Below are 21,557 nucleotides of genomic sequence, written 5' to 3'. Positions count from 1 at the left end.
CAACTGTGAGGGGTTTCCCATGTCTGAAACGAACGGCAATACGGTGTACGATCTGATGGGAGGGGCGCCGACGATTCGCAGGTTGGTCGAAGCTTTCTATCCGAAGGTGCAGGCGCATCCGCTGCTTGGGCCGCTTTTTCCCGAAGATATTCATCCTGTTATGGATAAACAATATTTGTTTCTAACGCAGTTTTTTGGCGGACCGCAGCTGTACTCCGATCAATATGGACATCCGATGATGCGCGCCAGACATATGCCGTTTCTAATTACGAGAGAGCGGGCCGATGCTTGGCTCGGCTGTATGTCGGAAGCGATGGGCGAGATCGGAATGCCGGATGATTTGAAACGGTTCCTGCTCGAACGCTTGCAGGGTCCTGCGTACCATTTCATCAACACGCCGGACGAGGACTAATATCTTGGGCAACATTACTACTTCGGGGAAAGGGAGAGATTTGGATGGTAGATCCTCTCTACGACATTTCCGTTACTTGCACCTTCTGCAGCAATGGTTTCACGACAAAGAAGGTTCGGCCGAGCTTTAAAAAGGCGGTCAAAACTGATACAGATTTCTGCGTTCATTATAAAGACACGAATCCGGATTACTATGTTGTTCGCATTTGTCCGTATTGCGGTTTCGCGCACTCTGAGAATTTCTCGGATCGCTGGACGCAGGCGCAGCGCGAGGCATTCTATGAACGGGTGGCTAAAATCTGGACGGTCCGTGATTATTCCGGCGAACGTACATGGGAAGAAGCGCTTCAAAGCTACAAGCTGGCGCTGCTCTGTGCGCAGATTAAGAACGAGAAGCCACGGGTCGTGGCAGGACTCCTGCACCACCTGGCGTGGCTGTACCGCATCCATGGCGATACGTCACAGGAAGAGCGGTTTCTGGCATTTGCGCTCGAGGCGTATGTCAGCGTTTTTGAAACGGAAGGCATGGATCTCAACAATGCGCGGTTGATGTATTTGATGGGCGAGCTGAACCGGCGGCTGAAACGATTTAATGAAGCGGTACGATGGTTCTCGCGCATCATCAACGATCGCAAAATTATGGACGCCGGGATGATCCGGGCGAGCCGTGAGCAATGGGTGACAACGAGGGAGGACATGCTGGCGATGCGGCTGGACTTGCCGGAGGAAATGAAGCAGGCCAAATAAAAGAAGGTAGCTGCTTAAACGTAAATGAACGCGAATGCCCTGGACCGGGAGTGACCGGAGGGGCTACGCGTTCATTTTTTGTTGGTGCGGGCGAATCGTGAAGAGAGTTGCTCTGTTTTTGCCGCCGTGCTTGGAAGCGTAAAGCGCTTGATCCGCTTCGGAGATGACTTTCTTAAGCTCGACCGATGTGTTCGGCGAAATCGCCATGCCGATTGAGATCGTAATGGGAATGGCTCTTGGCTGGTCGTTCTGTGCGAACGTCTCCGCTACTTTATCGCAAAGGGATTTGGCGTAGGCGGTGAGTCGTGCCGGATTTGTCTCTGTACTGAGCAGAATGAATTCCTCGCCGCCGTAGCGGGCCAAGTAATCCTGCTCGTCAATGTGGTGCCGCAGCAAGGAGGAGATCTCCCTCAGCAGTTGGTCGCCAGCCAAATGGCCGTAGAAGTCGTTGTACTGTTTGAAATTGTCCAGGTCGATCATGAGAATTGAGATATTGCGCTTGCGCAGCAAATTCGCTGCAATCGGCAGGAAGCTGCGCAGGTTCGGCAGCTTGGTAAGGCCGTCTTGATTGGCCTGCAGCTCCAGTTCCCGCTGCAAGCGCCAGCTGCGGTTCTCATCGTTGATCATAATGAGAATGATGGCGAATGTCGCGAAGATGATGCCGGTGATGAGCAGTTGATCCACCAAAAGCGGCAAAGTGAGCGCGCTGCCGAGCGCCAGTTGGCTGACACAGCGCAACACAAGCCCGCTGATGGATAATTGAAATGCATGCTTGATCGGAATATCCATAAAGCCGCTGCGATATTCCTGGTTATGGAAGAAGGCGGCCAGCACGGCGGGAATCAGGAGCTCTTGGCCGATCAGCAGCCACGGATTGCCGTCCGTGAACAGCAGCGTCGCGATGGCAGGGAGCAGGGTCGAGAGCAGCGCGCTTGCAAATCCATAGCGGATGCCCGCCATAAAGATCGGCAGGGAGCGCAGATCGATGAAGCCGAGCGACGCCGGAAAAGGGACCAGCATCATGACGATGCTGGCCAGCCCAGTAAGCAGCGGCGCCAGTGCCTGCTCATGGGAGTCGATGAGCATTTTGCTGCGGATTTTGATTGCCACGTAGTTCAGAGTGATCAAGGTACATGCACTTGTCAAAGGAACAAGGTACGTATTCATTGGGGGGAACTCTTCTCCTCACATGAGAAAGCTGCGTCTTAGGACCGGCTCCGCACCGGCGTGTCTGCTAATAAATAGTCGCGATCCGTATCGACAATCGTCAGTTTATTATGGCAGCATGGGAAGACGAGTAGCTTTTTTTTGCCTTCATGAATCGAGGTCAGCTCGTGAATTTTGAGCGGCAGGAGCACGTTCGCGCTTTGGCAGAACGGGCACTCCGCCACGTAAATGTCTTTCATGATGATCTCATACGGCCACGTATTGATAAAAGGTATCACAGCTTACTTGGATTCCGTTCCGTCGCCTGGAGAGGCGTTTTTGGCAAGTTCGGCGATTTTTTGCAATAAAATATGTTGTGGCATATGCATGAGATGTTCTAAAGGCACGTTTAACTGCTCGGCAAGTTTGACGGCAGTCTCGGGGGAAATTTGTAAGGGTTTCATTGTGTTAGTCACCTATCCTGTTCCAGATTTTTCAGCGGAACTCTTTCTCATTGAATCATACTTTTGACCTATAAGCAATGAGGAAGATGAGGCGCTTTCTTCTCGCGGGCGGATATGATTTAATAAATAGTGGAAAGGACAGGTGATCAATGTTGAAATTGCCTCTGAATCAAACATGGGATCTTGACGCTTTTTTCCCGGGTGGAAGCGGGTCTGCGGCATTTGCGGAGCATTTGAAGGTGCTGCAAGCCTCGATCGCAGCGTTTCAAGAGGAGGTTCGCACGACGGCCCCGCCTCAGAACGCAGATGACACAGCCGCTTTGGCGAGCCTGGTGGAGCGTTACCAGCACAATTTGAAGCACATCATTGAAGCGGATTCATTCGTAGGGTGTTTGCTAGCCGATAATCAAAAAGATAAGAAAGCGCCTGCCCTGAACGGTCAGGTCAAGAGCTTGTCCGCGGAGCATTTGTCGTCCTTGACGCATTTTGATCAAGTGCTGACGGGCATTCCGGATGACGTTTGGTCCGCGATTCTGCACAAGGAACCATTCGCCGGAGTGGCTTTTGCTTTGGAGGAGCGCCGCGCACTGGCGAAGGAAAAGCTGGCGCCTGAGATGGAAGCTTTAATCAATGATTTGGCCGTAGACGGCTATCATGGGTGGGGCGACTTGTATAATTCGACCGTAGGTCAATTCGGCATGACGATCGAAGAAGACGGAAAGTCCGTCACCCTGTCGGCGGGGCAGGCTTTCAATAAGCTGCATACCGAGAACCGCGAGGAGCGGCTGGCGCTTTTTGAGAAGTGGGAGAGCGCTTGGGCGGACAAGGCCGAGTACTGCGCAGAGGCGTTGAATCACTTGGCGGGCTTCCGGCTGCAGGTGTATAAATACCGCGGCTGGGACAGCGTACATAAGGAACCGCTTGCCATCAACCGGATGGAAGAGAAGACGCTGAAGGTCATGTGGGACGTCATTGACCGCAACAAGGACATTTTCGTTAATTATTTGAATCGCAAGGCGAAGCTGATTGGCGTCGACAAGCTTGCTTGGGTGGACGTGGATGCGCCGCTGGGCGACTCGTCCAAAAAAATCTCGTACGATGAAGGCGCTGCCCTGATCGTCGATCAGTTCAAGCCGTTCAGCCCGAAGCTGGCGGCGTTCTCTGAGCAGGCGTTCGAGCACCGCTGGATCGAGGCGGAGGACCGCCCTGGCAAGCGTCCAGGGGGCTTCTGCACCTCGTTCCCGATCAAGGGCGAGTCTCGCATTTTCATGACGTATGGCGGCACGCTGAACAACGTCTCTACGCTTGCGCATGAGCTCGGCCACGCTTATCACAGTCATGTGATGACGGATATGCCGCAGCTGGCCCAGGAGTACGCGATGAACGTTGCGGAGACGGCGTCCACGTTCGCGGAGATGATCGTCGCGGATGCCGTTGTGAAGCAGGCGTCCACGGACGACGAGCGGATTGTATTGCTGGAGGATAAAATCCAGCGGGCGATCGCCTTCTTCATGAACATTCATGCGCGGTTTATTTTTGAGACGAACTTCTATGCGGAGCGTCGTCAAGGGCTGGTCAGCAGCGAGCGGTTGAGCGAGCTGATGGTTGAGGCGCAGAAGCTGGCGTACAAGGATGCGCTGAGCTCGTATCACCCGCATTTCTGGGCGGCAAAGCTTCACTTCTACGCGACGGACGTGCCGTTCTACAATTTCCCGTACACGTTCGGGTACATGTTCAGTGCGGGCATCTACGCGCGTGCGCTGCAGGAAGGCGCCGCGTTCGAGGACAAATACGTTGCGCTGCTGCGCGATACCGGCAGCATGACGGTGGAAGCGCTGGCGAAGAAGCATCTCGGCGTCGACCTGACGGAGCCGGATTTCTGGCAAAGCGCTGTCGATATGGCGATCGTCGATGTCAAACAGTTTATGGCGCTTACCGAAGCCAAAGTGAAGTAAATGAGAGCTGTCCCTGGAGTCGGGTTGATGACTTCTGGGACGGCTTTTTTGGACGTATCAATGCCCTCTTATACGAGAAAGTTCATGTTTACGATTTGTTTTTAAACGATTATGATAGACAAGTGAGGAGGGGGAATTGATGGCTAGACCCAGAGAATTTGATCAAGAAGCTGTACTCGATAAAGCGATGGAGCTGTTCTGGCAGAAAGGGTATGAACGTACTTCCATACAAGATTTGGTCGCACATACAGGTGTCCACAGAGGCAGCCTTTACGATACGTTTGGAGATAAAAATCAACTTTTTTTAACCTGTTTAGATCGTTTTCGAGAAGTGACGAAAGACCGGGCTTTTCGAATTCTAGAGGAAGATGGAAATTCGAAAGAGCTGCTGTCGCGCTATTTTGACAAGCTGATTGATCTTGCCATGAGTGAGGAAACGGCACGCCGCGGATGCTTTATTACGAACACAGCGATGGAACTAGGGGCGGTAGATCCCGTAACATCTTTCCGTGTAGGGACTTATATCTCCGATATGGAAATGTCTTTCTATAAATTTCTGATACGTGCTCAGCAGCAAGGTGTTTTGAAAACGGAACACAACGCTCAAGAAGCCGCCAGATTTCTTTTGAGTACAAGAAACGGGCTTTATGTGCTGGCCAAAGTCGTGACCGATCGAAAAGTGTTGGAAGATGCCGTAAAGGTAGCATTGTCAATTCTCGCTTAGAAATATTCTTGACTTATCGTTCTTAAATTGATAAGCTAAGTTGCGTGGAAGAAACGTGCTTGATTCAATTTAAGAACGATCATTCTTGAATCAGGCGTAGGATTGAGGTTATTATTTTTTTTGATCATTAAAGAATGATCGTTCTCAAATAAACGAAAGAAGGAGTGCATGTACATGAAAATTTCAAAAACAGTCGCATTAGTAACAGGAGCTAACAGAGGTTTGGGCCGTCAACTTGCGCAAGAACTTCTCGCTAGAGGAGCGAAAGTCTATGGCGGGGCAAGAAATCCGGAAACGATTGATTTACCGGGTGTCATTCCGCTGCAATTGGATATTACGGACGAGAAATCGGTGGCTGCAGCAGCGGAAATTGCCAACGACGTCACTTTGCTAATCAACAATGCAGGATCAAGCACGGGCGCTTCTCTGTTTGAGGGTGAAATAGACCAAATCCGATTGGAAATGGACACACACTACTTCGGTACCCTGACCATGATTCGAGCCTTTGCTCCGATCCTTGAGAAGAACGGAGGGGGCCATATTTTAAATATCCTTTCTGTACTTTCCTGGCTGACTTTAACAGGCGCAGGTGCCTATTCCGCGGCAAAATCAGCAGAATGGAGTTTGACCAATGCATTTCGTCTGCACCTGCAACCAAAAAACATACATGTCTCTGGGCTGCACGTCGGATATATGGATACGGATATGACGGCAAACATTCAAGCTCCGAAATCGAACCCTGCCGAAGTCGCAAAGCTTGCTATTAATGGTATTGAATCAGGCAGCTATGAAATTTTGGCAGATGAGCTGAGCAGAAAAACGCAGCAAAACTTGTCAGGCGGTATTCAGGCTCTATATCCTCAATTCATTTAATACTAACTGGAGGGTAACAATTGTCTGTCGGGAGAAACCTAGAGGAGGTAATCACATGAAAAGCATCTCATCAAAAGGAGCATTCTGGATTGTCGCCTGGGTTTTGATGATGAGTCTATGGACCAGCACAGCTCCTTCCATTGTGTTTCCAGTCTATGCGGCGCAATGGCATCTATCCAAATCGATGACGACCGGCGTCTTTGCAACTTATCCGGTTGCACTTATTCTGATTCTACTGCTCGTAGGAAATATTTCTGATTATATCGGCCGTAAGCAAACCCTCTTGTTAGGGCTCGGATTTTTATTGCTTAGCGCATTCGTTTTTGCCGTAGCGCCAAGCTTACACTGGCTATTTATTGGTCGAGGGTTGCAAGGAATAGGGGTCGGATTGACATCAGGAGCGGGAGCGGCGGCGCTTGTAGAATACAACTACAGCTCCAATAAACAGCTTCCCGGATCTATTACGACGATTACGCAAGCGGTGGGCCTATTTATGGCGACGATTATCGGAGCGGCTCTAATTAAATATGCGCCGCTGCCTTTGCACTTGAGCTATTGGGTTTTGTTCGCCCTCCTCGTACTAAGTATCCTGCTATGTTTATTGCTGCCAGCAAGCACCAAAGCGCAATCCGCTGAAAAACGGAAGTGGAAAGTGCAGGGGGTTACAGTGCCGCGGGGACTAGGAAGTACTTATATATTAGCTGCGCTGGCGGTAGGCGCTGGTTTTGCTAACGGTGCGGTGTTTTTATCGCTTGGCGCACAAATTGCCCGTGAAGTTGTTGGCACACAAGATATTCTGATTATTGGCACGGTACTATCCATCTCTTACTTGTTGGCCTCGGTCAGTGCTACGATTGCCCGTCGTCTTGGGCCTGTAACTTCGATTCGATTGGGAATGGCTTCAATTATTCTAACGATGTATTTATTGGTTGCAGCTGCAAGGTATCATTCTTTTGCCATCTTTATTATTTCGGCGATTCTAGGCGGTCTGGCGTATGGATTCTCAGCAGCCGGCGGCTTAGGTATCGCGGCGATCAAATCGCCTCCACAATATCGCGTACAGTTTTTATCAGCAGTGTTTGTGGTCTGTTATCTATTTCAGGGAATGAGCGCTTATGGCGGTGGTTTGGCAACTTCCTTGTATGGCTTTCGTTCCGCGATAGAAATTCTGGCGCTTATCGTAGGAGCTATTGCACTCATAACACTTGTATATACGCTGAAAAGCCATAAGAAAGGAGAATCGATGACAGCCGCATCGAAGCCACTAATCTAAAGCTTAGCGTCGATATCGATGAACTGTAAAACTAACAAAGAAGCTNNAGCTTCTTTGTTAGTTTTATTAGTCTATGTATACGGTCTACAGCTTGAAGATCTGGATCGTCTGCTGGAGCTGTGTGACGACGCGTGTCATTTCTTCGGCCTGGCTAACGATGCCTTGTACCGTTGCAATTTGCTCGTTCATAGAAGCGGAAACTTCCTGCGTGCCTGCGGCAGACTCTTCCGTAATGGCGGAGATGTTCTCCATTGCGGCGGCGATCAGGTTGGAGCTTTGCAGCATTTGCTCGCTTTCATCGGCAAAGCGTTTGATTTCTTCCGAAATGAAGCTGACGCTGCCTACGATTTCGGCAAAGACCGTTTCCGTCTGCTCGATGAGCTGGGTTTGCTTTTTCACGACTTCCTCGTTCATTTGAATGCTGCGAATCGCTTCTTGAATACCTTGCTCGATGCTTTTCACAAAACCGAACACTTCGCGTGTCAGAGACGTGGACTCTTCAGCGAGCTTGCGCACTTCCTGTGCAACAACCGCGAATCCGCGGCCGTGCTCGCCGGCTCTCGCCGCTTCAATGGAGGCGTTGAGGGAGAGCAGGTTCGTTTGCTCCGCGATTTCGGAAATCGCGCGGGTTACGCTCGTGATACCAGCCGCCTGCTTGGCAAGCAGATCGATCGTATCGGAAACTTGGCGGGTGACTTCCACGTTGCGCTTCATGCCGACACCTTGACTTTCGACGGAGGTGCGGCCTTTTTCGACCAGCGTCATCATCTGCTCGGAACGATTTTTCATTTCTTGAGCAGAACCGGCGTAATTTACGACTTTCACTTCAATGTCCCTGGACGTAACGGAAACGCCGGATACTTCCTCCGAGATTTGACCAGCACCGGCTGCAAGCTCATGGGCAGATACACTGACTTGCTCCAGCACGGAGCGGAAGTTTTCATTTTTCGTGTAAATATCGCGACTCGTCTGGAAAACCTGCTTGGAGATGCTGCCTGTGTCGCGCAGAATATCGCGCAGCTTATCGATCATTTTATTGAAGGATTGTCCAAGTTGGCCGAGAGAATCATCCGTTGTGATCGTAACTTTTTGCGAAAAGTCGCCTTTGGAAATGTTCAACGCAATCCGGGAAAGGTCGGCGATCGGCTCGGTCAGCTGGTTCTCAAACCAACGGGTGAAAGGCACGGCGCCGATAATTATAATGACTAGGAAGATTATGCCAAGTAAGCGATTCCAGTCTGAGGCGAAAGTAACAATCAACATGAAAAGCGAGTTTATACCGAGCAGTGCGAAACAACCAAGCTGTAGCTTTTTTCTAAACGATAGGGACGAAAGTTTATCCAAATCGACCGACTCCTCTGTGTAAAGTAATTAAAATTTTAGGGAGAATGCCCCATGTATGGAAAGTATACCATTGAAATTGGAAACCGACTACAGGATTTCGACAATAATCGTTCAAGAATTACACGAAAATTGGAAGAAATATTAAGTGAATATAAAGAATTTAGCGAATATATAAAATATTGGGAATAAACTGTTGAATATTGTAAACTCACTTAGTATAATAGGACTACAAACGAGATTAACATATTTAGGTAATTAATCACAATTTAAGGAGGAATGAGATTAAGTTGGAACCTATGCCACTTTCCAAACAGATTGATTTTGTGTTCCGTAAATTGAAGGATGAACTCTGCCAGGTGAACTCGGGGACGGTTTTTGTCCATATCCGCAACAATGAAATTGGCAAATTCGGGGTTAAGCACTTGCCGTTTGAAGGCGTGGACGGCGAGGTTCAGTTTGGCTCACCTAACGGCCTGACTGAGCTCCAGTTTCAGGCGTTCCGTCAGATGGCGATTGCATCGCTAAGCCGCAAAAGAAGCTGGACGCATGGCGAAATTTTCTATGATTTTACGGTGAAAAAGGGGATCATCTCGGTTAGCATCTTGTTCGAGAGCAATTATAATATGTCTTCCTACGCAAGAACGATCTAGCTGCACTTATTTTTATTATACTAAGCTACATAGAAAAGGGCGTTCCTCGGCTACAAAGCTGGCGAACGTCCTTTTGTCTATGGTGCAGGTGTCCTCGGCATGAGCGGGCAGGTGGGTGGGAAAGACCTGGGAAAACCTCCGATAGACCTGGCATAGACTCGCCCCAAAAGCCACGGGTGCTCGTCCTTCCAATAGCCGTGAAATAAGCGTGGTAAACCGCTTCTATTTCAGGACTTATACCCTCAGGACGGCATATAGAAGCGGTAAACCACGCTTATTTTGAGCAAATTGCTCCGCAAATCGCAGCTCGTCTTCGGAATAAGCGTGGTTTGCCACTCTTATTTAGCAAGCTCTGGCATGAAGCTACCAAATAACAGTGGTTTGCTACTCTTATTTGCGAGGGGAGCAGGGGCCCGGAAAGTCAGGATATGCCGGGCAATTTTGCCAACAAGGCTCATCGTTCGCCGCGATCGTTTCGCATGCCGCCCTCATTCAACGAACTGGAATTACTCACGTTCATTTTCACATTTTTGCCCAAACTGGTGGGCTTTAATGGAATTATTCCAGCAGTCTGTACGCCGTTAGCGCTGCGGCAGCAGCACGCGGCCTTTGCCGTAAGGAATGCACATCGGCGTGCCGAAGAGCGGGTCGACGCTGACCTGGCATTTCATGTCGAACACGCGAAGGAGCAGCTCCTCGTTCACGATATCCTCGGGACTGCCTTCGGCGAACACGGTGCCTTCCTTGATAGCGACGATGTGATGCGCGTACCGGCAGGCGAGGTTGATGTCGTGCAGCACCATGACGATCGTCCGCTCCTCGTTCCGGTTCAAATCGAACAGCAGATCGAGCACCTCGATCTGGTGCGTCAAATCCAGGTACGTGGTCGGTTCGTCCAGCAGCACGGTCGGCGTATCCTGCGCCAATGTCATCGCGATCCACGCGCGCTGGCGTTGGCCGCCGGACAGCGAGTCCACGGCGCGGTCCGCGAAGTCCACCAGGTTCGTCAGCTCGAGCGCGCGAACGACATGCCGCTCATCCTCGGCGGACCATTGCTGCAGCCAGCTTTGGTACGGGTAGCGGCCTTGCTTGACAAGCTGACGAACGGTCAAGCCCTCCGGCGCGGACGGCCCTTGCGGCAGGATCGCCATGCGGCGCGCCACCTCTTTGGTGGACAGCTTGGCGATTTCCTCGCCGTCCAGCAGGATCGCGCCGGAAGTCGGCTTCATCAGCCGCGCCAAGGAGCGCAGCAGGGTGGACTTGCCGCAGCCGTTGCTGCCGATGAAGACCGTTATTTTGCCTTTTGGGATTTGCACATGCAAGCTTTTGAAAATCGTATTGTCACCGTAGGTGAGCTGAAGCGATGCCGCTTCCAGCGCGTGATTCGTTATTGTCATCCGTGAGAGCTCCCCTCTCGAAATAAGTTATCCGCGGTTGCGGCTCCGGTACAGTAAGAAAATGAAGACCGGCGCGCCGATCGCAGCGGTAAAAACGCCAGCTGGAATATCGTGAGGACGGAACAGAAAGCGGCCTGCCAAATCCGCGAGCAGCAGCAGCAGCGATCCTGTCAGCGCAGAAACGGGAAGCAGCGAACCGAAGCTCGGTCCGACGAGCTTGCGGGAAATATGCGGCGCCATCAGGCCGATGAAATTGATTGCGCCGCCGAAAGCTACCGCCGCCCCCGACAGGGCGACGCTTAGCATAATCAGGAAGAAGCGTTGGCGCTGCACACGGCTGCCGACGCTGCTGGCGATATCTTCGCCGAGCGACTGTACAGTAATGTGGCGGGCATACATGAAAATGACCGGGACGAGCACGGCGAACCAAGGCAGCAGCGGATATATGGATTTTGACCAGGAGACGCCATAAATGCTGCCCGTCATAAACGTCAGCGATTGATTCGCGAGAATAATCGGGCCGGAGAGCAGCATGAGATAGGTCATCGCACTCATGGCCGCTGTGAATCCGGTGCCGATCAGGATGAGCCGCAGCGGCGTGATACCGCCGCCCCGCCACGAAAGCAAGTAGACGAGCACCGTGGCGGCAAAGGCGCCGATGATGGCAGCGATAGGCAGGAAGTGGATGCTGATTTTATCCGAGAAAAAGAAGAAAAAGGTCACCGCCCCAAGCGTGGCGCCTCCCGTAGTGCCGATCGTGTCCGGCGACGTCAGCGGGTTGCGCACGATGCCCTGCAGGATGGAACCGGCAATGCCTAGGGATGCGCCGATCAAGACGGCCATTACAATGCGCGGCAGGCGCAGCGAGCGCACGATCATCGTGCTTGGCCCGACATCGTAGCCGAAAATGGCACGGACAACGTCGCTCGGCTTGATATAGATACTCCCGACTCCCGTGGAGATCACGACGAAAGCAACCACGAGCAGCAGCAAGACGAGCGTGACAACGATCGCTTTTTTACTGATAGCAAAGGAAAACGCCCGATTGCGGACGGTAAAATCTCGCGGGGATGGACTCATTTGATCAGGCCTCCTTTGCGGGCGATATAAGTGAAGAACGGTACGCCGAGAATGGCCGTCATGACGCCGACGTGCACTTCTTTCGGCATAATGATGAAGCGGGCGCCGATATCCGCCCCGACGAGCAGAATCGCGCCGAGCACGGCGCAGTAAGGCAGGACCCATTTGTAATCGACGCCGACGAGAAACCTTACGATATGAGGAATGATGAGACCGACGAAGACGATCGGACCTGCCACCGCAACGGAGCCACCGGCGAGCACGATAATGACGAGCGCAGCGAGAAATCTGATATAGACGGTGGACTGGCCTAGCCCTTTGGCGACGTCGTCGCCCATCGCCAGCACATTGATGTGCGGAGCGAGCAGCAGAGCGCAGACACCGGCGATTAGCATGTATGGATAGACCGACTGCAGCATGTCCATCGTGCGGCCTTCAACCGAGCCGACAAGCCAGAAGAGCACCTGATCGAAGGCTTTCCCGTTGCCTAGCAGAATGCCTTGCGTCAGCGACGCGAAGAAGGCAGTCATCGCCGAGCCGGCCAGCGTAATTTTCATCGGTGTCAAGCCGTCGCGTCCCAAGGAGCCAAGCCCGTAGACGAGTGCAGAGGCGACGGCCGCTCCGGCAAAGGCAATCCACGTAAACTGCGACAGGCTGGTCACATTGAAGAAGCCGACAGCCAGCACGATCGCAAAGGCGGCGCCTGAGTTAATGCCGAACACGCTCGGAGAAGCTAGCGGGTTGCGGGTGATCGCTTGCATGAGCGCCCCGGCCATCGCCAGGCTCGCGCCGACCAAGGCGGCAATGAGCGCGCGCGGAATGCGGACGGTCTGAATGATTAACGCCTCGTTCGTAGGCGGATCTGTCGGATGAAAGGAAGCGATGACCTGCTTCCACGAGTAAGCGTGGAGGCCGAAGCGAACCGAACCAATCATAAAAAGCAAGAGCACGATAAATCCGGCGAGCAGTCCGATGCTTTTATAGAAGTTATGGCGTCGTTCTTGTTGAATCGTGGTATTCATAAGTAAATAGCGCACCCTTCTTTTTCTGCTCAGTTTATTGTAAGGAGTTCCATTCGCGAAGTCAACGAATATGAGAATCATTATCATTGACAGTGGGTCAGAAGTCTAGTAGTATATGGTCTGGGAGTGATAATGATTTTCAATAGAGACGCATCTTGGGAGGAACGTAATCATATGGTAACGAAAACGAAATTCAAATCAGCGTGGGCCTTATTCGCCTGCCTGTTTATTTTCAGCCTGGTTGTTTCGGCTTGCGGAACCAAATCCGCATCAGAGTCCGGCGCATCGGCTTCTCCGGCTGCGAGTCCGACGGTTAAATCCGATGCTCCGCGCACGATTAAGCATGCGATGGGCGAAACGGCAGTCCCTGCGAATCCGCAGCGTGTCGTCATTTTAACGAATGAAGGAACGGAAGCTCTGCTCGCGCTTGGAGTGAAGCCGGTCGGCGCTGTCGAGTCTTACATAGGAAAGCCTTGGTACGAGCATATCCGTGCGGATATGGAAGGCGTGACGACGCTGGGCACAGAGTCCCAGCCGAATTTGGAAGTCATCGCTTCCTTGAAGCCCGATTTGATTATCGGGAACAAGATGCGCCAAGAGAAAGTCTACGAGCAATTAAAAGCGATCGCGCCAACGGTATTCTCGGATACGCTGCGCGGCGAGTGGAAGACGAATTTCAGCCTTTATGCGGATACGCTGAACAAGAAAGCCGAGGGCGAGAAAGTGATCGCGGCCTTCGATAAACGCATTGACGATTTCCGGACGAAGATCGGTCCTGACAAGCTGAAAGAAAAAGTGGCGGTCGTCCGCTTTATGGGCGGTAAAACGAGATTTTACTTCGGCGATATGTTCTCCGGCGTGATTTTCAAGCAAATTGGCTTTGCGCGTTCGGATGCGAAGAGCGATGAGAAATCGTTTGAAGACATTACAAAAGAGCGCTTGACTGAGCTGGACGCAGCGGATAAAGTGTTCTACTTTACGTATGATACCGGAGACGGCAAGGGGACGAAGCAAGAGCAAGAGTGGATGAACGATCCGCTGTGGAAAAACCTGAAGGTTGTGAAAGACAACAAGCTGGTAAAAGTCAACGATGCGACTTGGAATACAGCTGGCGGGGTTAAAGCGGCGAACCTGATGCTCGACGATTTATACAAAATCTACAACGTGAAGCCGTAATCCGGCCGCGCGATGAAAAGGGGCTTTCCACCGATCTGCGATGGAAAGCCCCTTTTATGGTTAAGTATAGGGATCTTATCTGCTGAATTTTGCGCTAGCGCTTACGCCAGTAGTGCCTGCAAGTTGTTGTTCAGCGATTTGAACGAGACGACGAGTGATGTTGCCCCCGATAGATCCTGTATCGTAAGACGTCATGTAGCCGTAGTACCCGTCTTGAGGAATTTGGATGCCCAGTTCTTGAGCAACCTCATACTTCAATTGGTCCAATGCGGAAGACGCTTGAGGAACGACAAGGGTGTTGGAGCTGTTGTTGCGGGATTGTCCTGTAACCATCTGTAATCACCTCCAGTCGATAGTAGTATGAGCCGTTTTACAAAAAATACTCGTGATGGAAATGGAAATTTTTATAAAATTTATTTTTGCAAGAAAAAGAGGGCTTGTCTTTGCTATAATGGGAAAATGGCATGAAGGGCGGAGGTGGTAACATGTTTACGCTAACGGTTCAGGGCTGGTCCCTGGATAAAGATTTGCAAATTATTCAAGCGGATGTGCACATGTCGGCAGACGGCAGCGTGCTCGTTGAAGAGCCGCTTTGCGTCGATGTGGGATTGCCGGCTTTGCTGTACAGTACGCTGCATGATACGCAGCCGGACCGGTTTGCGCCTGCGGACGCGTGGGAGAGGATGCCGTTTTTCGTCTGCGGCTGCGGCGATCCGGAATGCAGAGGGTTTTCTTTTGTCGTGACGCACAAATCTCCGGAGGAGATCGAACTGCAGCTGGTGGAAGAGCGCTCAAGCGGCGGATACCGGGAGCTGGAGACGCACATCGTCTCTTGGGCGGCATATGCCCGGCAGATCGGAGAGATCGCGGAGACGTATCTGGCTTTTGTTGCGAATCTCGATTATCGTCCTTATTATAAGGAAACGGTGAAGGTTGTTCAGGACCTGCTCGCGCAATTACGTCACAAATTACAGGGAGAATAGCATGGCGGCGTCAAAATTTTATGTCGTCTGGGTCGGGCACAAGCCGGGGATTTACCGGTCATGGGCGGAATGCCAGGCGCAAACGAACGGGTACCCACAGGCTAAGTACAAATCGTACGAGTCTGAGAGCGAGGCGAAGGCGGCTTATGAGAAAGGCTGGCAAAAATCGCTGAATTTCTCGGGAAAAGGATCAGGCGGCGGCACGGCCGGCAAGAAATCGGCAACGCCGGAAAGCGCACCGGAAGTCGATTACAACAGCATTTCGGTCGATGTCGGCTGCTCCGGCAATCCGGGCATCGTGGAATATAAAGGCGTGGATACGAAGACGGGCGAAATTATTTTCTATCAAGGCCCAATTGCAAAAGGGACGAACAACCTCGGCGAGTTTCTGGCGATCGTTCATGGACTTGCTTATTTGAAGAAGCAAGGGAGCAACAAAACGATTTACACGGATTCCGTGACCGCGCTGAGCTGGATTCGCAAGAAGGAAGTGTCGACGAATCTGGTTCGCGACAAATCGACGGAAGAGATTTGGACGCTTGTCGATCGCGCGTTGAAATGGCTGCAGACCAACGCCTATACGAATAAGATTGTGAAGTGGGATACAAAAAAATGGGGCGAAATCAAGGCTGATTTCGGCCGCAAGTAGCAGTTATGAACACTTGGTTAAATATTGTCGGAAATGATCGAAAAATAGCACAAAATGTATTGACGCAGACTCTCTCAGATGCTACTATACAATAAAATTCCTACTACTTGACTTGGAATATAATTCCGATTAGTATAGTAGGAAATAGAGATAGGAAACATGGGAGGGTAAATCATGAAAAGAAAATTGTTTAGCGTTGCACTCAGCCTTGTGTTAGCCGGAGGCGTGTTGGCGGGTTGCGGCAGCAAGGAGAATAGCAGCGGAGCATCGCCGGCGGCAAGTGCAAGCGCTGGTGCGGCCAATGATCTCGCAGGCAAAAAAATTGCACTCGTGATGCAGTTCAATACAGGTACGTTCTCCTCGCAGTATGTGGAGGGCGTGAAAGAGCAAGTTGAGAAACTGGGCGGAAAAGTCACGGTTTTCGTTGCGGACACCGATCTGGCGAAAATGTCGTCCAATCTGGATGCGGCCGTCAATCAGAAGTTTGACGGCATTCTCATTGACCATGGTACAGCGGAAGCGCTGGAAGCCGGGGTGAAGAAAGCATTGGATAAAAAGATTCCTGTCGTCAGCTTTGACTCGATTCTTTCCGTTCCGGGCGTAACCTCCTTGGAGCAAGGCGACCAAAAAATGGCGGAAGCTACGTTAGAGCAGTTGGCGAAAGATGCCGGAGGCAAAGGTAACATCGTGAAGATTTGGGTAGCCGGCTTTGCTCCGATGGAACGCAGACAGCTCGCTTATCAAGCGTTCCAGAAGAAATATCCGGACATTAAAGAAGTAGCTGCTTTCGGTACGGCACAAGATCCTGCTCTGGATTCCCAGACTCAAATGGAAGCGATCTTGAAAAAGTATCCGAACAAAGGCGACATTACAGCCGTATGGACGGCTTGGGATGAGTTCGCGAAGGGCGCGTCCCGCGCGATTCAGCAAGCTGGACGTACGGAGATTAAAGTCTACGGCATCGACTTGAGCGACGAGGATCTGCAAATGCTGCAGGATCCGAAGAGCCCATGGGTGGCTTCCTCGGCAGTAGATCCGAAAGACATCGGACGCGTGCAAGTGCGTTACTTGTACCAAAAGCTGCACGGCGACCAAACACCGGACAAAGTCGTGCTGGATCCGGTCTACGTGTCCAGAGATCAATTGCCGAAAGATAAGCAAGTGAACACGGCGCAGCTCAGCGAATACGTCAAAGGTTGGGGCGGCAGCCAACAAGGCTACACCGACTGGTTGAAAGCAGCTGAAAAAAAATAATGCTAACCGAGGGTCCCATCGCTTCCTGAGCGGTGGGACTTTCAGATTGAAGAGCGAGGTGGAAAAAGATGCCGAAGGCAGGTAGCGCATTACTGGAAATGAAGGGAATTACCAAATCCTTTCCCGGTGTGAAAGCGCTGCAGGACGTTGATTTTGGTCTAGAGCGGGGCGAGATTCACGCCTTGCTTGGCGCAAACGGTGCGGGGAAAAGCACGTTGATGAAAATTTTATCCGGCGCCTACACCCCTGATGCCGGCACGTTGGAAGTGGAAGGGCAGGCGCTTGGCATTCGCACGCCGAAGGATGCGATGGACCATAGCGTATATTGCGTGTATCAGGAAGTGGATACCGCGCTTGTACCTGAGCTTAGCGTCACGGAAAATGTCATGATCGACAAGCTGGTGCAGGGCAGCGGCTGGGTCAGCTGGCGCAAGCTGCACCGCCAGGCGGAAGCGATTCTCGCGCAGCTCGGCGCCACGTTCCCGGTGCGCAGCAAACTCGATGAGCTGAGCATCTCGCAGAAGCAGCTCGTGCTCATCGCCAGAGCGATCGCGCACAAAGCGAAGATCATCATCTTCGACGAGCCGACGGCACCGCTCAGCTTGGAAGAATCGGAGCGGCTGTTCCGGATCATGGACAGCCTTAAGCAGGAAGGGGTGGGGGTCGTCTTCATCTCCCACCGCCTGCAGGAAGTGTTCCGTGTCGCCGACCGGATCACGGTCATGCGCGACGGCCGCCGCGTCCTGACGGAGGCGGCGGCGCAGATGGACACCGCCTCCGTCATCGAGGCGATGCTCGGCAAAACCTTCACCGAGGAGTTTCCGAAAGCCGATGTGCCCATCGGCGACGTCCTCCTCGAGGTGAAAGACCTGCGCCGCGGCACCAAGGTGCGCGGCGTCAGCTTTGACCTCCGCCGGGGGGAAATCCTCGGCGTGGTCGGTCTTGTCGGCGCCGGCAAAACGGAGTTAAGCCGGCTGATCTTCGGCGCCGACGCCGCGGACGGCGGCGAGGTGCTGCTGGGCGGGCGGAAGCTCATGCTCCGCCAGCCGGAGGATGCCGTGCGCGCCGGCATCGCGCTCGTGCCCGAGGAGCGCCGCAAGCAGGGCGTCCTCGTGGAAGAGACCGTGAAGCGCAATCTGTCGCTCACGATTCTGCGCAAGCTGAGCTCGCTCGGCTTTGTGAAGCAGGCCGAGGAGCAGCGCCATGCGCTTGGGATGATCGGGTCGCTCGGCGTCTCGCCGAACGATCCGAACCGGCAGGTCAAGCACCTCAGCGGCGGCAACCAGCAGAAGGTGGCGGTCGGCAAATGGCTGCCGACGGACGCCGAGGTGTACATGTTTGACGAGCCGACCAAAGGGGTCGATGTCGGCGCGAAAAGCGATATTTTCCGCTTGATCGGGAAATTGGCGTCGGAAGGCAAAGGCATTATTTATTTATCGTGTGAACTCAATGAAATTATAGGAATTGCCGATCGTATTGTCGTGATGAGCTATGGTTCTGTCGTGAAGGAGCTTTCCCGCGCGGAAGCGACCCAGGATCTCATTCTTACGTATGCGAGCGCGGGGGAGGCTGAATAACGTGAAGGAAAAAACGCTGGATTTTTCGTTTAAGTACGGGGCATTGTTCATCATTGCAATCGTATTGGTCGTGTTTTCTTTTATTAATGAGAACTTTATGACGTATGACAATATTACGGACATTTTGCGTTCGATTTCGATTGTCATGTTCGTGGCGATCGGTGTGACGCTGTCTCAGATTGTGGACGGGTTCGACTTGTCCGTCGGCTCAACCGTATCGCTTGCGACGGTTGCGTCCGCAGCGATGATGGTGTGGTACCAGCAGCCACTGATTCTGGTCATTCTTGTGCCGCTGGCAATCGGGGCGATCATCGGGCTGTTGAACGCTTTTCTGATCGTCAAGGTGCGTATTCCGGATTTGCTGGCAACGCTGGCCGTCATGTACATCATCGGCGGCGTGCAGAAGACATATACGAAAGGCTTTTCCATCTATAACAATATGAGATTCCAAGATGGTACGGTCGCCAAAGGGAAGTTCACGCCGGAATTTCTGTGGATCGGGCAAGGGAAGCTGCTAGGCGTGCCGGTTCCGGTCGTGCTGATGATCGTCGCTGTTGCCGCTGTTCATATTTTCCTCACCTATACGCGCTGGGGACGCCAGCTGTATATCACAGGGGGCAATCGCGAGGCTGCGCGGTTATCCGGGATTTCTGTGAACAAAATCCGCTTGGCGGCTTACGTGTTATCCGGTATTTTCGCGGCATTCGGGGGCATTCTATACGCGTCCCGCGTCGGCTCCGGGCAGATTGACGCCGGGGCTCCATTGCTGATGGAAGCCGTCGCTTCCGTGTTTGTCGGGTATTCGGTGCTTGGCGCAGGAAAACCGAACGTTATCGGCACCTTCTTCGGAGCCGTGCTGATCGGGGTGCTGCTCAACGGACTGACCATGCTGAACGTGCCGTATTTTGGCTTCGACATTGTCAAAGGCGGCGTGCTCGTCCTCGCGCTGGCTATTACGTTCGTCCACTTAAACCGTCGGAAATCTTAGGTTTTGCGCATTTTTCATGTTACGTCGACGCGGTATCACACTAAAGGCAGAAATTTTGCGAGAAGTGTGGTATGATAGATTCATTATTTTTATTTACCTGACATGAACAATAGGAGGAACTAGCAATGGCAGATCGTAAGCAGCGCAGTGACATGATTAAAAAAGGCTTTGACCGCGCGCCGCACCGCAGCTTATTGCGTGCAGCAGGGGTAAAAGAAGAAGATTTCGGCAAGCCATTTATTGCGGTTTGCAACTCGTATATAGACATTATTCCGGGTCACGTGCATTTGCAGGAATTCGGGAAAATCGTTAAAGAAGCGATCCGCGAAGCGGGCGGCGTACCGTTCGAGTTCAACACCATCGGTGTCGACGACGGCATCGCGATGGGCCACATCGGTATGCGCTACTCCTTGCCGAGCCGTGAAATCATTGCGGACTCCCTGGAAACAGTCGTTAACGCGCACTGGTTCGACGGCATGATCTGTATCCCGAACTGTGACAAAATCACACCTGGGATGATTATGGGCGCACTTCGCGTCAACATCCCGACAATGCTCGTCAGCGGCGGTCCGATGAAAGCCGGGAAAGACAAGAACGGTCGTTCCATCTCCTTGTCTTCCGTATTTGAAGGCGTCGGTGCTTTCCAATCCGGTAAAATCGACGAAGCTAGCTTGACTGAGCTTGAGCAATACGGCTGTCCAACTTGCGGCTCTTGTTCCGGTATGTTTACAGCGAACTCCATGAACTGCTTGGCGGAAGGCCTTGGCCTTGCAATGCCGGGTAACGGTACGATCTTGGCAGTTGCCGAAGAGCGTAAGCAATTCGTAAAAGATTGCGCGAAACAATTGATGGAATTGATTCAAAAAGACATTAAACCTCGCGACATCGTAACGATCGAAGCGATCGACAACGCATTTGCATTGGATATGGCGATGGGCGGTTCCACCAACACAGTACTACACACCTTGGCAATCGCGGCTGAAGCCGGCATCGATTACCCAATTGCTCGTATTAACGAAGTGGCAGAGCGCGTGCCTCACTTGGCGAAAATCGCACCTGCTTCCGACTACCATATCGAAGACGTGCACAACGCCGGCGGCGTGAGCGCGATCATCAACGAGCTGCTCAAAAAACCGGGCGCCTTCGACGGTGACCGTCTCTCGGTCTCCGGGAAAACGATTCGCGAGAACGTTGCGGGCTGTGAAATCCTGAACACGGATGTTATCCATCCGTTGTCCAACCCGCACAGCGAGCGCGGCGGCCTGGCTGTTCTGTTCGGCAACCTGGCGCCAGAAGGCTCTATCGTCAAGGTCGGCGCGGTTGACAAATCCGTAGGCGGACGCCACGTCGGCCCTGCGATCTGCTTCAACTCGCAGGACGAAGCGTTGTACGGCATTGCGAACGGCCACGTCAAAGAAGGCCACGTTGTCGTTATCCGTTACGAAGGACCAAAAGGCGGTCCTGGTATGCCGGAAATGCTGGCGCCAACGTCGCAAATCGTCGGTATGGGTCTCGGCGCAAAAGTAGCCCTGATCACAGACGGACGTTTCTCCGGCGCATCCCGCGGTATCTCCATCGGGCACATCTCGCCGGAAGCGGCTGAGGGCGGTCCTCTGGCGTTCGTGCAAGACGGGGACATCATCGACGTTGACATGGACGGCCGCAAAATCGAGCTGCAAATCAGCGACGAAGAGTTTGCGAAACGCCGTGAGACTTGGAAAGAGTTCCAACCTAAAATCCAATCCGGTTACCTGGCGCGTTACACGAAGATGGTAACGAACGCAAGCGCCGGCGCGATTTTGAAAATCTAATCGCAACGCATAAGCAAGCCCCGCTCTCGGGTG

The 21,557-nt window shown here is 52.5% G+C and carries 22 protein-coding genes; 14 read left to right on the top strand and 8 right to left on the bottom strand.

The genetic code is table 11. The features are described from left to right. Positions 1 to 19 precede the first annotated feature (19 nt). Both EJQ19_RS15290 and EJQ19_RS15285 read left to right on the top strand, forming a co-directional pair. Positions 20 to 412: a globin domain-containing protein gene (locus tag EJQ19_RS15290; protein ID WP_126142099.1), complete on the top strand. Its 393-nt coding sequence runs from the start codon at positions 20 to 22 to the stop codon at positions 410 to 412. A 44-nt stretch (positions 413 to 456) separates the two neighbouring features. Next, positions 457 to 1,158, top strand: coding sequence for a DUF2225 domain-containing protein (locus tag EJQ19_RS15285; protein ID WP_126142098.1), 702 nt, complete (start codon positions 457 to 459; stop codon positions 1,156 to 1,158). A 63-nt stretch (positions 1,159 to 1,221) separates the two neighbouring features. Here EJQ19_RS15285 and EJQ19_RS15280 read toward each other — a convergent pair whose 3' ends face one another. The 3 genes from EJQ19_RS15280 to EJQ19_RS15270 are packed head-to-tail and all read right to left on the bottom strand — an operon-like array spanning position 1,222 to position 2,768. Continuing rightward, positions 1,222 to 2,325 carry a GGDEF domain-containing protein gene (locus EJQ19_RS15280; RefSeq protein WP_126142097.1) on the bottom strand — a complete coding sequence of 368 codons (1,104 nt, stop codon included), beginning with the start codon at positions 2,323 to 2,325 and terminating at the stop codon, positions 1,222 to 1,224. Positions 2,326 to 2,363: 38 nt separating this feature from the next. Then, positions 2,364 to 2,603: a hypothetical protein gene (locus EJQ19_RS15275; RefSeq protein WP_126142096.1), complete on the bottom strand. Its 240-nt coding sequence runs from the start codon at positions 2,601 to 2,603 to the stop codon at positions 2,364 to 2,366. 3 nt (positions 2,604 to 2,606) lie between these two features. Next, positions 2,607 to 2,768: a YycC family protein gene (locus EJQ19_RS15270; RefSeq protein ID WP_126142095.1), complete on the bottom strand. Its 162-nt coding sequence runs from the start codon at positions 2,766 to 2,768 to the stop codon at positions 2,607 to 2,609. A gap of 152 nt (positions 2,769 to 2,920) precedes the next feature. Here EJQ19_RS15270 and EJQ19_RS15265 point away from each other — a divergent pair, with 152 nt between their 5' ends. The 4 genes from EJQ19_RS15265 (at position 2,921) to EJQ19_RS15250 (ending at position 7,593) form a co-directional block, all read left to right on the top strand. Further along, positions 2,921 to 4,723, top strand: coding sequence for a M3 family oligoendopeptidase (locus tag EJQ19_RS15265; protein ID WP_126142170.1), 1,803 nt, complete (start codon positions 2,921 to 2,923; stop codon positions 4,721 to 4,723). A 139-nt stretch (positions 4,724 to 4,862) separates the two neighbouring features. Next, positions 4,863 to 5,447 (top strand): TetR/AcrR family transcriptional regulator, encoded by a 585-nt coding sequence (locus tag EJQ19_RS15260; RefSeq protein WP_126142094.1) that lies wholly within the window; start codon positions 4,863 to 4,865, stop codon positions 5,445 to 5,447. Between the two features lie 174 nt (positions 5,448 to 5,621). Next, positions 5,622 to 6,320 carry an SDR family oxidoreductase gene (locus EJQ19_RS15255; RefSeq protein WP_126142093.1) on the top strand — a complete coding sequence of 233 codons (699 nt, stop codon included), beginning with the start codon at positions 5,622 to 5,624 and terminating at the stop codon, positions 6,318 to 6,320. Positions 6,321 to 6,375: 55 nt separating this feature from the next. Then, positions 6,376 to 7,593: an MFS transporter gene (locus EJQ19_RS15250; protein ID WP_126142092.1), complete on the top strand. Its 1,218-nt coding sequence runs from the start codon at positions 6,376 to 6,378 to the stop codon at positions 7,591 to 7,593. Positions 7,594 to 7,677: 84 nt separating this feature from the next. Here the strand turns inward: EJQ19_RS15250 and EJQ19_RS15245 are convergent, their stop codons facing one another. Continuing rightward, positions 7,678 to 8,937, bottom strand: a complete 1,260-nt coding sequence (locus tag EJQ19_RS15245; RefSeq protein ID WP_126142091.1) for a methyl-accepting chemotaxis protein — start codon at positions 8,935 to 8,937, stop codon at positions 7,678 to 7,680. A 296-nt stretch (positions 8,938 to 9,233) separates the two neighbouring features. On the opposite strand from EJQ19_RS15245, the gene EJQ19_RS15240 reads away from it, so the two are divergent. Continuing rightward, entirely contained in the window at positions 9,234 to 9,587 is a 354-nt protein-coding gene (locus EJQ19_RS15240) for an O-methyltransferase (protein WP_206438430.1), read from the top strand. A 581-nt stretch (positions 9,588 to 10,168) separates the two neighbouring features. Here the strand turns inward: EJQ19_RS15240 and EJQ19_RS15235 are convergent. From EJQ19_RS15235 to EJQ19_RS15225, 3 genes are read right to left on the bottom strand one after another with little or no spacing between them, the layout of a single operon-like run. Further along, positions 10,169 to 10,984 (bottom strand): ABC transporter ATP-binding protein, encoded by an 816-nt coding sequence (locus EJQ19_RS15235; RefSeq protein WP_126142089.1) that lies wholly within the window; start codon positions 10,982 to 10,984, stop codon positions 10,169 to 10,171. A gap of 27 nt (positions 10,985 to 11,011) precedes the next feature. Further along, complete coding sequence (locus tag EJQ19_RS15230; RefSeq protein WP_126142088.1) at positions 11,012 to 12,064, bottom strand: FecCD family ABC transporter permease; 1,053 nt, start codon at positions 12,062 to 12,064, stop codon at positions 11,012 to 11,014. Next, complete coding sequence (locus EJQ19_RS15225; RefSeq protein WP_126142087.1) at positions 12,061 to 13,086, bottom strand: FecCD family ABC transporter permease; 1,026 nt, start codon at positions 13,084 to 13,086, stop codon at positions 12,061 to 12,063. Before EJQ19_RS15225 ends, EJQ19_RS15230 begins: the two co-directional genes overlap by 4 nt. 174 nt (positions 13,087 to 13,260) lie before the next feature. Here EJQ19_RS15225 and EJQ19_RS15220 point away from each other — a divergent pair, with 174 nt between their 5' ends. Further along, positions 13,261 to 14,262 carry an ABC transporter substrate-binding protein gene (locus EJQ19_RS15220; protein ID WP_126142086.1) on the top strand — a complete coding sequence of 334 codons (1,002 nt, stop codon included), beginning with the start codon at positions 13,261 to 13,263 and terminating at the stop codon, positions 14,260 to 14,262. Positions 14,263 to 14,337: 75 nt separating this feature from the next. Here the strand turns inward: EJQ19_RS15220 and EJQ19_RS15215 are convergent, their stop codons facing one another. Further along, complete coding sequence (locus EJQ19_RS15215) at positions 14,338 to 14,595, bottom strand: alpha/beta-type small acid-soluble spore protein (protein ID WP_126142085.1); 258 nt, start codon at positions 14,593 to 14,595, stop codon at positions 14,338 to 14,340. 152 nt (positions 14,596 to 14,747) lie between these two features. On the opposite strand from EJQ19_RS15215, the gene EJQ19_RS15210 reads away from it, so the two are divergent. The 6 genes from EJQ19_RS15210 (at position 14,748) to ilvD (ending at position 21,524) form a co-directional block, all read left to right on the top strand. Further along, the gene (locus EJQ19_RS15210; RefSeq protein WP_126142084.1) at positions 14,748 to 15,245 is read left to right on the top strand and encodes a hypothetical protein; all 498 of its coding nucleotides are present in this window, start codon (positions 14,748 to 14,750) and stop codon (positions 15,243 to 15,245) included. Position 15,246: 1 nt separating this feature from the next. Continuing rightward, a complete protein-coding gene (rnhA, locus tag EJQ19_RS15205; RefSeq protein WP_126142083.1) occupies positions 15,247 to 15,894 on the top strand; it encodes a ribonuclease H in 648 nt (215 codons plus the stop codon). A 174-nt stretch (positions 15,895 to 16,068) separates the two neighbouring features. Continuing rightward, complete coding sequence (locus EJQ19_RS15200) at positions 16,069 to 17,148, top strand: sugar ABC transporter substrate-binding protein (protein WP_126142082.1); 1,080 nt, start codon at positions 16,069 to 16,071, stop codon at positions 17,146 to 17,148. A gap of 68 nt (positions 17,149 to 17,216) precedes the next feature. After that, positions 17,217 to 18,725, top strand: coding sequence for a sugar ABC transporter ATP-binding protein (locus tag EJQ19_RS15195; RefSeq protein ID WP_126142081.1), 1,509 nt, complete (start codon positions 17,217 to 17,219; stop codon positions 18,723 to 18,725). 1 nt (position 18,726) lies between these two features. Further along, entirely contained in the window at positions 18,727 to 19,713 is a 987-nt protein-coding gene (locus EJQ19_RS15190) for an ABC transporter permease (RefSeq protein ID WP_126142080.1), read from the top strand. Between the two features lie 125 nt (positions 19,714 to 19,838). Next, positions 19,839 to 21,524: a dihydroxy-acid dehydratase gene (gene ilvD, locus EJQ19_RS15185; protein ID WP_126142079.1), complete on the top strand. Its 1,686-nt coding sequence runs from the start codon at positions 19,839 to 19,841 to the stop codon at positions 21,522 to 21,524. Positions 21,525 to 21,557: the final 33 nt, after the last annotated feature.

Source organism: Paenibacillus whitsoniae (assembly GCF_003955665.1).
Classification (GTDB): domain Bacteria; phylum Bacillota; class Bacilli; order Paenibacillales; family NBRC-103111; genus Paenibacillus_E; species Paenibacillus_E whitsoniae.
Note: the sequence above shows the minus strand (reverse complement) of the source record. Positions and strands in the feature narration are given on the sequence as shown.